At 62.0% G+C, this 13,857-nt stretch carries 15 protein-coding genes; 7 read left to right on the top strand and 8 right to left on the bottom strand.

The window, feature by feature from the left end; genetic code table 11:
* The first annotated feature begins 131 nt into the window (after positions 1 to 131).
* Complete coding sequence (locus DFO48_RS16725) at positions 132 to 929, top strand: DUF2189 domain-containing protein (protein ID WP_114864149.1); 798 nt, start codon at positions 132 to 134, stop codon at positions 927 to 929.
* A gap of 20 nt (positions 930 to 949) precedes the next feature.
* Positions 950 to 1,168, top strand: coding sequence for a hypothetical protein (locus tag DFO48_RS16720; RefSeq protein ID WP_114864148.1), 219 nt, complete (start codon positions 950 to 952; stop codon positions 1,166 to 1,168).
* Between the two features lie 17 nt (positions 1,169 to 1,185).
* Here DFO48_RS16720 and DFO48_RS16715 read toward each other — a convergent pair whose 3' ends face one another.
* A complete protein-coding gene (locus DFO48_RS16715; RefSeq protein WP_114864147.1) occupies positions 1,186 to 1,917 on the bottom strand; it encodes an arylesterase in 732 nt (243 codons plus the stop codon).
* Here DFO48_RS16715 and DFO48_RS16710 point away from each other — a divergent pair.
* Positions 1,916 to 2,596 (top strand): ABC transporter ATP-binding protein, encoded by a 681-nt coding sequence (locus tag DFO48_RS16710; RefSeq protein WP_003077816.1) that lies wholly within the window; start codon positions 1,916 to 1,918, stop codon positions 2,594 to 2,596. The genes DFO48_RS16715 and DFO48_RS16710 overlap by 2 nt on opposite strands.
* Positions 2,597 to 2,694: 98 nt before the next feature.
* Here the strand turns inward: DFO48_RS16710 and sstT are convergent, their stop codons facing one another.
* A complete protein-coding gene (gene sstT, locus DFO48_RS16705; RefSeq protein ID WP_003077814.1) occupies positions 2,695 to 3,927 on the bottom strand; it encodes a serine/threonine transporter SstT in 1,233 nt (410 codons plus the stop codon).
* Between the two features lie 306 nt (positions 3,928 to 4,233).
* Between sstT and rlmB the strand changes: the two genes are divergently transcribed.
* Complete coding sequence (gene rlmB / locus DFO48_RS16700; RefSeq protein ID WP_114864146.1) at positions 4,234 to 5,004, top strand: 23S rRNA (guanosine(2251)-2'-O)-methyltransferase RlmB; 771 nt, start codon at positions 4,234 to 4,236, stop codon at positions 5,002 to 5,004.
* 85 nt (positions 5,005 to 5,089) lie between these two features.
* Here the strand turns inward: rlmB and DFO48_RS16695 are convergent, their stop codons facing one another.
* Positions 5,090 to 7,030: a hybrid sensor histidine kinase/response regulator gene (locus DFO48_RS16695; protein ID WP_114864145.1), complete on the bottom strand. Its 1,941-nt coding sequence runs from the start codon at positions 7,028 to 7,030 to the stop codon at positions 5,090 to 5,092.
* A gap of 91 nt (positions 7,031 to 7,121) precedes the next feature.
* Here DFO48_RS16695 and DFO48_RS16690 point away from each other — a divergent pair, with 91 nt between their 5' ends.
* The gene (locus DFO48_RS16690; protein WP_114864144.1) at positions 7,122 to 7,895 is read left to right on the top strand and encodes an NAD-dependent deacylase; all 774 of its coding nucleotides are present in this window, start codon (positions 7,122 to 7,124) and stop codon (positions 7,893 to 7,895) included.
* Positions 7,896 to 7,986: 91 nt separating this feature from the next.
* Here DFO48_RS16690 and DFO48_RS16685 read toward each other — a convergent pair whose 3' ends face one another.
* From DFO48_RS16685 to DFO48_RS16665, 4 genes are all read right to left on the bottom strand, one after another.
* Entirely contained in the window at positions 7,987 to 8,586 is a 600-nt protein-coding gene (locus tag DFO48_RS16685; RefSeq protein WP_114864143.1) for a chromate transporter, read from the bottom strand.
* A complete protein-coding gene (locus DFO48_RS16680) occupies positions 8,583 to 9,170 on the bottom strand; it encodes a chromate transporter (protein WP_003077805.1) in 588 nt (195 codons plus the stop codon). Before DFO48_RS16680 ends, DFO48_RS16685 begins: the two co-directional genes overlap by 4 nt.
* 439 nt (positions 9,171 to 9,609) lie before the next feature.
* Positions 9,610 to 10,197 (bottom strand): GAF domain-containing protein, encoded by a 588-nt coding sequence (locus tag DFO48_RS16670; protein WP_114864142.1) that lies wholly within the window; start codon positions 10,195 to 10,197, stop codon positions 9,610 to 9,612.
* A gap of 87 nt (positions 10,198 to 10,284) precedes the next feature.
* Positions 10,285 to 10,581, bottom strand: a complete 297-nt coding sequence (locus DFO48_RS16665) for a helix-turn-helix transcriptional regulator (RefSeq protein WP_114864141.1) — start codon at positions 10,579 to 10,581, stop codon at positions 10,285 to 10,287.
* A gap of 167 nt (positions 10,582 to 10,748) precedes the next feature.
* Between DFO48_RS16665 and cls the strand changes: the two genes are divergently transcribed.
* Together cls and DFO48_RS16655 are read left to right on the top strand one after the other, a co-directional pair.
* The gene (gene cls / locus DFO48_RS16660; RefSeq protein ID WP_370449590.1) at positions 10,749 to 12,188 is read left to right on the top strand and encodes a cardiolipin synthase; all 1,440 of its coding nucleotides are present in this window, start codon (positions 10,749 to 10,751) and stop codon (positions 12,186 to 12,188) included.
* A complete protein-coding gene (locus DFO48_RS16655; protein ID WP_114864139.1) occupies positions 12,188 to 13,039 on the top strand; it encodes an NAD-dependent protein deacetylase in 852 nt (283 codons plus the stop codon). Before cls ends, DFO48_RS16655 begins: the two co-directional genes overlap by 1 nt.
* A gap of 399 nt (positions 13,040 to 13,438) precedes the next feature.
* Here the strand turns inward: DFO48_RS16655 and DFO48_RS16650 are convergent, their stop codons facing one another.
* On the bottom strand, positions 13,439 to 13,855 hold the full coding sequence (locus DFO48_RS16650; RefSeq protein ID WP_003077786.1) for a PaaI family thioesterase: 417 nt from the start codon (positions 13,853 to 13,855) through the stop codon (positions 13,439 to 13,441).
* Positions 13,856 to 13,857 lie beyond the last annotated feature (2 nt).

The raw sequence follows: 13,857 nt of genomic DNA, 5'->3' as shown, positions 1-13,857 counted from the left end.
TTGTTTTTATAGTGAAAATGCGAGGGCTGACATGCGGGCTTTCCGCAATGCAGATTCAGGGTTGAGCGGGTAACTTGTTCCTGTCAGTTGCCGCCACCGAGGCGCGGCATGGGCGACAAGGAGGGTCTCGCATGCAAGCTTCCCCTGTTTCCGAGGTCAAGGCCGAGTCCGGTAATCTGCAGATTCTGCAACTGCGCTGGAGAGAGCCCTGGCAATGGCTGCTGCTCGGCCTTGGCGATGTGCGGCGCGCACCCATGATTGCGCTGTTCTACGGCCTGTGTTTCTGGGGCATGGCGCGTCTGATGGCCTGGGTGTTTCGCGCCAGCCCCGAATATCTGATGTCCATGGCCAGCGGCTGTCTGCTGGTCGGCCCCTTCCTGGCCATGGGCCTGTACTACGTCAGCAAGCAGCTGGAGCAGGGCAAGCCCGTGCTGCTGTCGCAGTCCTTGACCTGCTGGGACAAGCATCTGGCCAGCATGGGCATGCTGGTCATGGTGCTGATGGTGCTGGAGATGCTCTGGGGGCGCGCCGCCATGGTGGTGTTCGCCATCTCGTTTGACACAGGTATGCCCAGTACGGCAACCCTGCTGCAGACCCTGCTGCGGCCCGAGAACTGGGCGTTCCTGCTGGGCTACACCGCAGTTGGCGGGATATTTGCAGCCTTGGTGTTTGCCAGCATGGTGGTTTCACTGCCCGCCATTCTCGATCTGGATACCGATGCCTTGACGGCCTGCATCACCAGCATGCGCGTGGTGGGGGCCAACACGGGTGTGATGCTGCTGTGGGGGCTGATCATCACCGTGTTGATCGCGGTCTCGCTGCTCTTCTACAGTGCAGGTCTGATCGTCATCGGGCCGCTGCTGGGTTGCGCCAGCTGGCATGCCTATAAAGCCAGCGTCCGCGCCGAAAGCAAGGAGGAGCCTGCTTGAGGCGCAATGAGGGGGATGCCATGGAGTTCTGGAACTGGTTGAAAAAAGTCTTTACGCCCCAGCCAGGCGCCTCGGGCCACAGCACCGATTCGCAGCTGACCTGGACTTCGGCGAGCAGCCGCGAGGACGGCCGCGACGTCTTCAACGACAGCTATTTTTGCGGCTCGGGCAGCAACGAGAGTGCTTGCAGCTCGGACGGCGGGGACTCTGGCGGTGATGGCGGAGGTGGCGGCGACTGAGGCCGCGCGGCCGTCGCTTACTTCAGCAGGGGCCTGAGCTTGGGCCAGACATTGGCCAGCATCTGGGGTTGGGCCTGGGCATTGGGGTGAATGCGGTCGCTCTGAAACCATCGCTCGGCATCAGCCGCATCGCCGATGCCCGACAGCAGAAACGGCACCAGCGGCAGCTTTTGCGCGTCGGCAATGCTCCTGAACATATCGGCAAACTGCTCGGTATAGGCCGCTCCATAGTTGGGCGGTACCTGCATGCCCACCAGCAGCACCTGGGCCCCGGCCTCCCTGGCGGCCTTGATCATGACTTCCAGATTCTGCTGCGTGCTCTGCAGCGCCAGGCCGCGCAATGCATCGTTGCCGCCCAGCTCCAGAATCAAGATGCCCGGCTCATGCTGCCTGAGCAGCGACGCCAGGCGCGCTCTGCCGCCGGCCGTGGTCTCGCCGCTGATACTGGCATTGACCACCTTGCGCGGATTTTTTTCGTCATTCATGCGCTGCTGCAGCAACTGCACCCAGCCCTTGCCGCGCGTCAGGCCGTATTCGGCGCTCAGAGAATCGCCAAGCACCAGCACCGGGCCGGGTTTCGCGCTGGCGGCGGCCTTGGCCGGCTCTTTGTTCCTGGCAGGCGATGAGGCTGCTGCCGCGACGCAAGCCCCTGAAATGGCGAGCGTCAGAGCAACAGCGATACAGTGACGACGCTGCAGCGCAAAGTGCTGGCTGCGACTCTTGACGTTTTTGCTATCCAATTGATTCATGTCCACAACTCTTGCCATTCCTTTGATTGCCGTTGAGCAACTGTCCAAATCGGTGAGCGATTCCACAGGCGTGCTGGATATTTTGCGGGATATCAATCTGAGTTTCACGGCCGGCGAAACTGTTGCCATTGTGGGGGCCTCGGGCTCGGGTAAGAGTACTTTGCTGTCGATTCTGGCCGGTCTCGATACCCCCAGCCGCGGCACGGTCCGCTTGCTGGGCCAGGATCTGTTTGCACTCAGCGAGGACGACCGGGCGGCGGTGCGGGCACAGAAGATGGGCTTTGTCTTCCAGAGCTTTCAGTTGCTGGGCAATCTCACGGCTCTGGAAAACGTCATGCTGCCGCTGGAGCTGGCGGGGCAGCGCGATGCGAGGGCGCGCGCCGCGCAGATGCTGGAGCGTGTGGGCCTGGGTCAGCGTCTCAATCACTATCCCAGGCTGATGTCGGGCGGCGAGCAGCAGCGCGTGGCCCTGGCGCGTGCTTTTGTGGTGGAGCCGGCCGTGCTGCTGGCCGACGAGCCCACTGGGAGCCTGGACTTCGCCACGGGCCAGACCATCATGGAGCTGATGTTTGCACTCAACCGCGAGCGCGGCACGACCCTGATTCTGGTTACGCATGACCGCGAGATTGCGGCGCAATGCGATCGCAGCATCACCATAGAAGCCGGGCGCTCTGTCTGAAAACAAAAAGGCCTGTGTGAACACAGGCCTTTTGGGGTTTTGGCGCTCATCAAATAAACGCTTGTAGCTATTAAATCAGTAGTCTCTGAGCTCAAGCCTCAGATGCGCGCGACTTCCAGCCCGGCCCTGCGCTCTGCCGCGCGGCAGGCGGCTGCCGTAAACAGCACGTCGGTCGAGGAATTGAGGGCTGTCTCGGTCGAGTCCTGGATCACGCCAATCACATAGCCGACACCCACCACCTGCATTGCCACATCGTTGGGGATGTTGAACAGGCTGCAGGCCAGAGGAATCAGCAGCAGCGAGCCACCGGGTACGCCCGAGGCGCCGCATGCACAGACCGCAGAGACCACGCACAGCAATATGGCCGTGGGGATGTCCACCGGGATATTGAGCGTATGGGCGGCGGCCAGCGTCAGCACGCTGATGGTGACGGCCGCGCCGGCCATATTGATGGTGGCGCCCAGCGGGATGGAGATGCTGTAGGTGTTCTCGTCGAGCCGGAGCTTCTGAGCCAGGGCCAGATTGACGGGAATATTAGCTCCCGAGCTGCGCGTGAAGAAGGCGGTCACTGCGCTTTCGCGCAGGCAGGTCAGCACCAGCGGGTAGGGATTGCGGCGAGTCTGTGTCCAGACAATGACTGGGTTGATCACCAATGCCACAAACACCATACAGCCGACCAGTACGGCCAGCAGATGGGCGTAGTCCTTGAGTGCATCGAGCCCGCCGGAAGAGAAGGTGGCGACGACCAGGCCGAAGATGCCGAAGGGGGCCAGGCGAATCACGCCTTGAATCACGCGAGTGATGGCATGGCCAAAGTCCTCCACCATGGTGCGGGTGGTGGGCGTGGCGTGGCGCAGTGCAATGCCCAGCGCGATAGCCCAGGCCAGAATGCCGATGTAGTTGGCGTTCAGCAATGCATTGACGGGGTTGTCGAACAGGCTTTGGACGACGGTGCTCAGCACCTGGCTGATCTCGCCGGGCACGCTCTGGACTTTGGGCGCTTCACGAAAGTGAATCACCGAGGGAAAGAGCGCGCTGGCTGCCACGGCCACGCAGGCCGCTGCCAGCGTGCCGATGACGTACAGCCAGAGCACGGGCTTGATCTGCGTTTCCTGGCCCGGGCGGTGGCTGCTGATGGCTGCCATGACCAGCAGCAGGACCAGCACCGGGGCCACTGCCTTGAGGGCGGCAATGAACAGACTGCCCAGCAAGGATGCGGGCTGGGCGGCAGCAGGCCACAGCCAGGCCACCAGGCCGCCCAGAACCAGGGCAATCACAATCTGCAGCACCAGGCTGGTGCGGTTGAACCAATCGAGCAAGGCTTTGAGCATGCAGGGTATTTGTTAAGGGATTGGAAGAGGATGCACGCGCGCCAATCTCGTCATGCCGGGCATGAGGAGATCTTGTACGCGAATGCCGGGGGAGCTGCAGGGCAAGCCTGCTGCCAGTCGTTCTGGACGGCTGCGCGGCTTCATGTAAAGACTTGCACTCGGCAAAAGCCATGCCGGTTCTGCCTGATGAATGGGGGGCCGTCCGTTGGGGGCGCAGTGTAGCGGCAATGAAAAACCTCAGCTGCCAGCCCAGACATGGCCCTGCGAGCCCCAGGTCTGCCGCAAACGCCGGGATAATGTGGCCCCATGTCGTCCCCCAAAGTTCTTTTCGGCTTTCACGCCGTAGGCGTGCGTCTGAAGACCGCCCCTCAGTCCATCATCGAAGTCTATTTCGAGGCTTCGCGTCGCGATGCGCGCATGCGCCAGTTTCTGGAGCGCGCCAAGGAAGCCGGGGTGCGTCTGATCGAGGCCGATGCCCTGCGCATTGCCAAGCTGGCTGGCTCTCACGGCCATCAAGGCGTGGCTGCACGCGTGGAAGAAGTCAAGGACACGCGCACGCTCGACGAGCTGCTCGACGACCTGGAAGATGAAGGCGTGAAGGCCCCGCTGCTGCTGGTGCTCGACGGCGTGACCGACCCTCACAATCTGGGCGCCTGCCTGCGTGTAGCAGACGGCGCCGGCGTGCATGCCGTGATCGCTCCCAAGGATCACGCGGCCGGCATCAACGCCACTGTGGCCAAGGTGGCCAGCGGTGCGGCCGAGACCGTGCCCTACTTCATGGTCACCAATCTGGCGCGCACGCTCAAGGAACTCAAGGAGCGCGGCATCTGGATCATCGGTACCAGCGGCGATGCCGACAAGCATCTCTACCAGATGGATCTGACCGGCCCGACAGCGATGGTGCTGGGGGCCGAGGGCGATGGCATGCGCCAGCTGACCCGCAAGACCTGCGATGCGCTGGTCAGCATCCCCATGCAGGGCGCGGTGGAAAGCCTGAACGTGTCTGTCGCCAGCGGGGTATGCCTGTATGAGGCGTTGCGCCAGCGTCTGGCAGCGGCCGTGGCGATCAAGGCCTGAGCCGGCTGGTCCAGCCGCTGAAAGCGAAAGCAAGGCGCGACTGCGAGAGCAGTGGCGCCTTTTTTTGCGTGCGTCCGAACCGCTCTCAGACGGCCGGCAGATCGGCAGGCGTCGTGAAGTCCGGATGCAGCATGCGCTGTACGGTGCGTGCCAGCTCGCCAATATCCATGGGCTTGCTCAGCACCACATAGCGGCATTCCTGAGCATGTGGCACTTCGGCCTCTTCGCTGCTTGTCATGAGGATGAGCGGAATGAGAACATGCTCCCGGGCCAGCTTTTCCTGCATTTTTGCGATGCTCAAGGCACCGGAAAACTCATCGGCGGCAATGATGAGATCCACCTTCATGCCGCTGTTGATATAGCGCAGCGCGACTTCGGGCAAATATGCGGTCACGACCTGATAACCAAGTCCGTAGAGCACCTGGGCCATGGCATTGCGCGTGGCCAGATCGGGCTCGATGAGCAAAATCGTTTCCTGCCGGCCCGCAGGGGCGGAGGCTTGCGGGATCTGCGGGACGACCGGTTGTGCGCGCGGAAAGTACAGGCTCACGATGGTGCCCAGGCCTGGAGTGCTTTCCACTTCGATCAGGCCCTGGACGTGGTCCATGAAGTTCTTGACCATGGGCAGGCCCAGGCCCGCGCCCTTGCCTTCGGGCTTGGTGGTGAAGAACATGTCGAAGATGCGGGCCTTGATCTCCTCGCTCATGCCCATGCCGTTGTCGGCCACGCTGATCATCACGTAGTCGCCCGCATGGCTGGCACGCTTGAGCAGCACGTTCTCCGCTGTCAGCGTGATCTGGCCTTGCTCTTCGGTGGCATCACGCGCATTGATGCAGAGATTGATCAGCGAGTTCTCGAAATACAGCTTGTCCACGCTGATGGGCCAGATGCTGGACGCCATATGCAGCTGCAGTTCAGCGTTCTGGCCGACGGCCTTGCTCAGCAGCGGCTCCAGGTCTTGCACCAGTGCACGGGGGTCGGCGGCAGCCAGCTGCATGGATTTGCGGCTGCTGAACCCCGTCAGATGCGATGCCAGGCTGCCTGCTTTCTGAATGGTGTTGAGTATCACATCCACATGCTCGAGCTGCTCGGGCTCACCCAGCTGCTTTTCCAGCATGCCGGCATGCAGGCCGGTGATGAAAAGCAGGTTCTTCATGTCATGTGCGACACCGGCAGACAGCTGGTTCACCATGCCCATCTTCTGGGCCTGGGCGAGGTAGGTCTCGGCCTGATCCAGCGCCTGCTGCTTGAGCCTCAGCTGGTGGCTCAGTGTGGTGATCTGGTCGCGCAGCTGATTCTCGGATTGCCGGACGCTGTCTATGCCCAGGTTCGCGCCGACCCAGTAGAGAATCCTGCCCTGCGCATTCTTGAAGGGAGACAGCGACGAAAAAAACCAGTGGTACTGGCCGTCATGGCGCTTGATGCGCAGCCGGTATCCTGTCGATTTTTCGGTGATCAGGGCGCGTGACAGCCCGGTGTTGACGGTCGCCAGATCGTCGGGATGCACGATATCAATCCAGATGCCTTCGCGCAGGCTTAAGGGGCGTACTTCCTGGTAGGCGTATTCATGCAGGGCCCGGTTGAGCCAGGTCACTTCTCCGTGGGGTGTTGCAATCCAGATCTGGTAGGGCAGGTGATCCAGAAAGGCCTCAAAGCGGTTGACATGTCCCAGCCCGAGTTCGTCATCAGGTTCGCGAAACGAGGATTCGGTTGGCAATACATAGCATTGCACCGCTTCTGTCGTGCCGGCGCCGTGAATCGGTGAAAAATGCCAGAGTCCGGGGTGGTCGGGCAAGCTTGCAGTCGTCTCCAGGCCTGTTTCCATGCACTGCCTGATCGCGAGCCTGGCTGTTTCCAGAATCTCGCGCTCGGGTATGCCGTGGGCCTGATGGCTGGGTTGCAGAAGGCGCTGCAATGCCCGATTGGCAAAGCGCAGTTCCAATGTCTGGACATCAACAAGACCCCATGCCAATGCTGCAGGCGTCATGGCTTGCTGAAGTGCGAACAATTGGCCCGATTCGTTCATATGCTGGTGTGGTGCAATATCAGGCAAAGAAGAAGCTCCGCAGAGGAATTCAAGTATTCCACGTTGCAACTCGATTTTTGAGGTTATAGCCTTGGTTCAAGCACTTATTGACAATTCTTCGGCGTCCTCGGGGGCGATTGCCTGCGTGCGTCGCTGGCTGGGAGAGGCGCAGCGACTGGCCGTGCTTACCGGGGCCGGTGTCAGCGCCGAGTCGGGAGTGCCCACTTTCAGGGGGGATGCAAACGGGTATTGGTCCCAGTTCAAGCCTGAGGAAATGGCCAGCGAGGCGGGGTACCGCCGCGATCCGGCTCATGTCTGGCGCTGGTACGAGCACCGGCGTGCGCTGGTTGCCAAGGTGGCTCCCAATGAGGGGCACCTGGCACTGGCGCGCTGGGCAAGGCTGCATCCCGGTCGAATGACACTTATCACGCAGAATGTGGATGGCCTGCACCAGCAGGCGGGCAGTGAAGATGTGCTGAGCCTGCATGGAGAGCTGAGCAGGAATCGCTGGCTCAATCGCCGTTGTGCGTCCTGCGACCTGGAGCAGGCTGTCCCGGGGGAGCCGCCTCATTGCGCCGCCTGCGGCAATGTTCTGCGGCCGGCCGTCGTGTGGTTTGGCGAGTCTCTGCCCAGCCAGACCTGGGCCAGGGCAGAGCAGGCGGCAGAGCAATGTCAGCTGATGCTGGTGATCGGCACGTCGGGCGCAGTCTACCCGGCAGCAGGTCTGGCCAAGATCGCACGGCGCAACCAGGCGCGAGTGGTCGTCATCAACCCACATGCAAGCGAGCTGGACTCGGTGGCGGACCAGGTGATCGCCATGCCGTCGGCGCAGGTGCTGCCCTTGCTGCTGGATAGTCCCGAGTAGGCAGGCATTGGAGCCAACAGCGGCCTCAGGAAAGAGACTGCTTTGGCAGTTGATGCCTGATCTGCCGAACCCGGAGCTTGGCGGTACTGCTTTACACCCAGCCCAGCGCACCCAGCGCCGCACCGGCAGCCAGCAGCCACAGCAGATGAATGCGTGTGCGCCATACCAGCAATGTGCATGCTAGGCTCAGCAGCCATAGCTTCCAGTCCTTGCCAGGATTGCCACTGGCGCTGCCCAGCAGCCAGCCTGTCGCCAGCAGCAGACCGATCACCAGCGGAGCCATGCCTTGCTTGAAGGCGCGCACGCCGCGTTTGTCCCGGTTGCGCTGACCCCAGCGCGAGGCCTGCCAGGTCAGTAGCGAACTGGGCAGCAAAATGCCCACCATGCATACGGCAACACCCAGTGCTCCCAGACCCCAGGCCGCAGGGCCGGTGCCGCCACCCGCATTCAGTCCCACGTTCCAGCCCAGCAGGGCGATGAACAGCACATTGGGGCCGGGGGCGGCCTGGGCAATGGCGATGGAGCTGGTGAACTGGGTTTCCGAAAGCCAGTGGTTGCCGTCGACCAGATAGCGGTGCATGTCGGGTGCGGCGGTGATGGCTCCACCGACGGCCATCAGCGACAGCGTCAGGAAATAGGCAAAAAGATGCAGCCAGTCCACGGTCTGCAGATTGATCACCAGCGGGCTCATGCCAGCCTCCGGTAGGTCAGCACGCAGCCTGTTGCGCCCACCAGCAGCAAGGCCCAGAACAGGGGCAGGCGCAGCACGGCCACCAGAACAAAGGCTGCGATGGCCAGCCCTGCGCAATACCACTTGCCCAGCGGGTGCTTGCGCAGCGTGCCGGCCAGCTTCAGGCCCATGCCCGCCACCAGCCCTGCCGCCACGGCGCCCATGCCGCGCAGGGCTCCGGCCACGGCCGGGTTGGTCGCGAACTGGGTGTAGACCAGGGTGAGGCTGATGACCACCAGCATGGGAAACGTCAGCATTCCGCACAGCCCCACGATGGCACCGCGCCAGCCGAAGTAGCGCTCGCCCAGCATGATGGAAAGATTCACCACATTGGGCCCGGGCATGATCTGCGCCACAGCCCAGTCCTCCATGAACTCCTCATTGCTCAGCCATTGGCGCTTTTCGACCAGTTCGCGCTGCACCACGGCCAGCACGCCGCCAAAACCCTGCAAGGCCAGAAAGGTCAGTGACCAGAACAGTTCACGCAGATGGCGTGGGCGTGGCCGCTCGGCTTGCGGCAAGGACGGCGGGGCGGGTGAGCTCATCGGGCGGGTCTCAAGGCCTCAGGGAGAGAGTGATCGGAGTCAGCTGTGAATGCTAATCCGGGTGCTTCTCTGCAAATGGACTCGAGCCATCTTCAGTAGAGAAGGGTGTATCGATCACTTTGATGGCTCCCGTTGCCGGGGCGCGACGCTTGGTGCAGGTCAAAGGTCGCTCAGGATCTGCTCCAGATCAGCGTCGTCGGCATCGGCCTCCAGGCGCAGGCTGCCCTGTATGTGGTCCAGGTGGCCGATCCGGTGCTGTTCATGAAAGCAGTCACGGCCATCAGCGGGCCCGATGACGCCATACAGATAGCGCCGACGCGACCAAGGTGGACTGGAAGGTGGGGCTGGGCGTGGTCATCGGCAGCCGTCCCACGCGGGTGAGCAGCGCCAAGTCCGCGTGGTCGCGAGCTGAGCTGGATTCCTCCCGGAGGGCCTGTTTTCAGCGCGTTCCGGGAGAAGCCGGGCCGGAAGACGTGCGCTTTTCTTCAAGCGGCTGCAGTTGCTGGGCCTGCTTGATATCGATTCGCCTGGCCGTGATCCTGGCCACGCATTCGAGTTTTTGCAGGTCCTTGGCTGTCAGGCTTTCATCGGCGGCCTGACTGAAGCAGCACAGCGTGCCGTAGACCTTGCCGCTGGCCAGCACGATAGGGGTGCTCAGATGTGCACCTACACGAAAAGGAGTTGCCGGCAGCTTGGAAAAGGCCGGGTGGGTGGCAGCGTCATGGACCAGACCGGGCAGAACGCCGTCGAGCACGCACTGGCAAAACGACTCTTCCAGAGGGCCGCCGCCGCCAGTAGTAATCAATTCCTTGCCGGGGGCCGTATCGACATGCTGGAACATACGTTGGCCGTTGCGGATCTCGGAGACAAAAATCACCTCCATATTGAGGTGCTGGCGCAGCTCCTGCAGGACCAGACGCACGTTTTCATCCACCAGTTCGTCGCTTCGATCTGCCGTGGCCAGCAACAATTCGCTGACCTGTACCTCCAGTGCCTCCGGTGCGTAATCCCAGTTGTGAATCGCCATCTCTCAAACCTCTGAATGTCGCGCAAAAAAACCTCGGGCCATTGTGGCCGAGCAAACAGGGCTCTCAAGTTAACAATACGTAAGACTTCAAGGTGAATCCTGGCTGGTCACCGGACTGGCGATGCTGTCGGCTGCACCCGTCTGGTCGGTCTGGGGCTGAATCAGTGCCTGCACCTGGGCGTGCAGCTCGGCCGGCACGGCGATCAGCTCCATATTCAGCACACGGGCCATTTCCTGCAAAGTGGAAAAGCGCGGGTCGACATCGCCGGTTTCAGTGCGTTGTACGGCCATGCGCGACAGACCGGCACGTTCGGCCAGATCGGCCTGGGTGATGCGGGCGGCCTTGCGGGCCTGGGCCAGAGTCGTGATGAGTTCGGAAATCATGCGTATCAATATACTCTTTGTAGCGCGGTACAAAAGCATGGCGCCTGCTGGAGGGTGTTTCCCCGGCCAGGCGGACCGCCGCAGTCTGCCATGCCGCTGCCATACTGCGAGGGCATGGTGGTGATGGTTCATCGAACAACAGGAGTGCGCAATTGGACTGGATAGCAATGCAGCTGAGCCACGAGAGCGTCAAGCTCTGGCTGTCCGTGGGCTGGTCGCTGTATGTCGTCGTGGTAGGCATCTGGATTCTGCTGCAGCGCAGCCAGCCGATTGCCACGCTGAGCTGGCTGTTGTCCATGGCAGCACTACCTGTGGTGGGCCTGCTGGTCTATTACTACTTCGGTCCGCAACGCATGAAACGCCAGCGTATCAAGCGGCTGCGCTCGCGCAAGCGTTCGCGTGTGCGCAACAGCATGCAAAAGCTCAGGGAACGCATTCCGGCCCGGCAGGAACGCCTGCGTCAGGTGGCGCGGCTGGTTGGCATGACCAGCGATTTCCCGGTAAGCACGGCCACCTCCATGCAGTTGCTTGTTGGGGGCGCCGCGACCTTTGATGCGATTGCCGAGGCCGTGAGTGCAGCACGCCACCATGTGCATCTGGAGTACTACATCTACGAGCCCGATCAGACTGGCACGGCCTTGCGTGATTTGCTGATCGAGAAAGCACGTGCAGGCGTGCAGGTGCGTTTGCTGGTGGATGCTCTGGGCTCCAAGAAGCTGGGGCGAAAGTTTCTGGAGCCGCTACAGCAGGCCGGGGCGGAGGTGCTGCGCTTTCACGACGCCAAGATAGGGCGTCGACTGCGACCCGTGATCAACTTCCGCACCCACCGCAAGATTCTGGTCTGCGATGGAAAAGTGGGCTTTACGGGGGGCGTGAACGTCACCGATGAAGAGAACGAGCGCATTTGTGACGATGCCTATCACGATGTGCATGTCAGGGTCGAAGGCGCCGTCGTCAACTGGCTGCAGACAGTGTTTCTCGAGGACTGGGCCTACACCCGCAGCGGCGATCCGCACCGGCTGCCCGACGATCTTGATGATCTGCTGCCCGATTGCGAAGACGGCCCCATCCCCATGCAGGTTGTGACCTCGGGGCCTGACGACCAGCTGGACGCCATCTACCGCGCCTATCTGGCGGCCATCAACGCGGCCCAGCAGCGCATCTTGCTTACCACGCCTTACTTTGTGCCGACCGAAGGTGCGCTGACGGCTCTCACCAATGCTGCATTGCGCGGTGTGGAGGTCCGCATTCTGGTGCCGAAGAAGTCGGATTCGTTATTGGTGACGGCCGCTGCGCGCTCCTATTTTGACGAGCTGATTCGCTGTGGTGTGCATATCTATGAATATGCGGCCAGCATGCTGCACTCCAAGACCTTGGTGGTCGATGACAATATGGCAATGATCGGCACAGCCAATTTTGACTATCGCAGCTTTTTCCTCAACTACGAGGTCTGTGTGATCGGCTATGGGCCAGAGCTGAATCAGGCCATCGCTGCCCAGTTCGAGGCCGACCTGGGTCAGGCTCGAATGGTGCAGTATCGCAGCGAAAAAGGACTGCGACGACGGCTGATCGGCTCCGTGGCCCGATTGACATCACCGCTGCTGTAATGAGTGAAGCCGTGAACCATTGTGTGGACGCTCTGGCGCTGTGGCGCCTGCAGGACTGGCTGCATGCGCACCCGCGCGTGGTGGTCATTGGCGGCGCCGGCTGCAGTACCGAAGTCGGCATTCCCGACTATCGTGACCGCAACGGACAGTGGAAGCGCCCCCAGCCCGTGACCTATCAGGCCTTCATTGGCGATGTGCTGGTGCGTCAGCGCTACTGGGCGCGTTCCATGCTGGGCTGGCGCGTGATGGGCCAGGCGCGCCCCGGTTCCGCCCACCAGGCGCTGGCGAGACTGGAGCAGCAAGGCAGGATGGAGCTGCTGATCACCCAGAACGTCGATGGCCTGCATGATGCGGCCGGAAGCCTGAACATCGTGGACCTGCACGGGCGCATCGACACCGTGCGCTGCATGGACTGCGACAAGCGCTCTTCCCGCGCCGACCTGCAGCAGCGGCTGTTGGCACTGAACCCGGCCTGGGCCCAGCTGTATGCTGCACCGGCGCCTGATGGCGACGCCGATCTGGAAAACCAGGACTTCAGTCGTTTTGTCGTGCCGGCCTGCCCACATTGCGCAACGGGCCTGATCAAGCCCGATGTGGTGTTCTTTGGCGAGACCGTGCCGCGTGAACGCGTGCAGACCTGCATGGCTGCCGTGGCCAGGGCCGACGCCGTGCTGATCGCCGGCTCTTCATTGATGGTGTATTCGGGTTACCGCTTTGCGCTGGCAGCGCATGAGCAGGGCAAGTCCATCGTGGCCATCAATCAAGGTGTGACAAGGGCGGATGCACTGCTGGCTTTCAAGGTGGAGGCCGATGTGGGTCAGGTCTTGATGGGCCTGATCGAGGCAAGCTAGCTCACTGCCTTTGCGCAATCGATGAGGGCAGGGCGGTGCAAACAGTCCGCATACTCCCCGAGCGCGCACCGGCGGGGAGTGCCAAGGGATTTTGTGTGCCGCCCTTGAGCGGCTCGTGGCCTGCATAGGTGCGGTTCATGCGGCCGAAGCTCCAGCGTGAAACTCCTGGCGGAGCTCGGGCCGTCGGAATGTGCGGCGCAGGTATTCCGGTTCCTGCGTACTCGGGGAAGTACCTTGGGTGTCGACTCGGCTGACCTCCGCACAGAGGTTGGCAGTTCGTGCGGATCGCAGGTCACAGCGAAAGCCTGGCCTACGTGCTGCGCTCCGTCAGCACCCTGGGAACCATCGATTTCTGTCGGATGTTTTTAGGCTGCTGACTCAAGCGCGGCAAGGGCCCAGTCACCAGAGAACGATCTGCGAGCAACGAAATAGCGATAGCTTACGTCCCTTGTCATCGAACAAGGTGGCCGACCACACCTGCGTTGTCCTGCCCAGATGTTCGGCCACAGCCTCCACGTGCAAGACTCCTTGCTTCGCAGTTCCAAGGAAGTTAGATTTCAGCTCCAGTGTCGTGAAACCTTTCGCGCCCTCCGGTAGATGCGCCAGCGTCGCATAGCCGGCGCAGGTGTCGGCCAGCATCACCTGAGTGGCGGCATGTAGAAAGCCGTTGGGTGCCATCATCCACGGCTCAATAGTCAGCTCCATGGTCATGCGGCCTTCGGCAAGTGTCAGCGGCCGCGCGCCAAAGGTATCGGGCAGTGTGCCGCGCTGGCGTTCAAACAGACTTTCCAGGGTTTCGGTGCTACGAAGCATCATGG

The organism is Comamonas sp. AG1104 (assembly GCF_003350425.1).
GTDB classification, from domain to species: Bacteria; Pseudomonadota; Gammaproteobacteria; order Burkholderiales; family Burkholderiaceae_C; genus Comamonas; species Comamonas testosteroni.
This window is presented reverse-complemented; position numbering and strand designations above follow the sequence as displayed.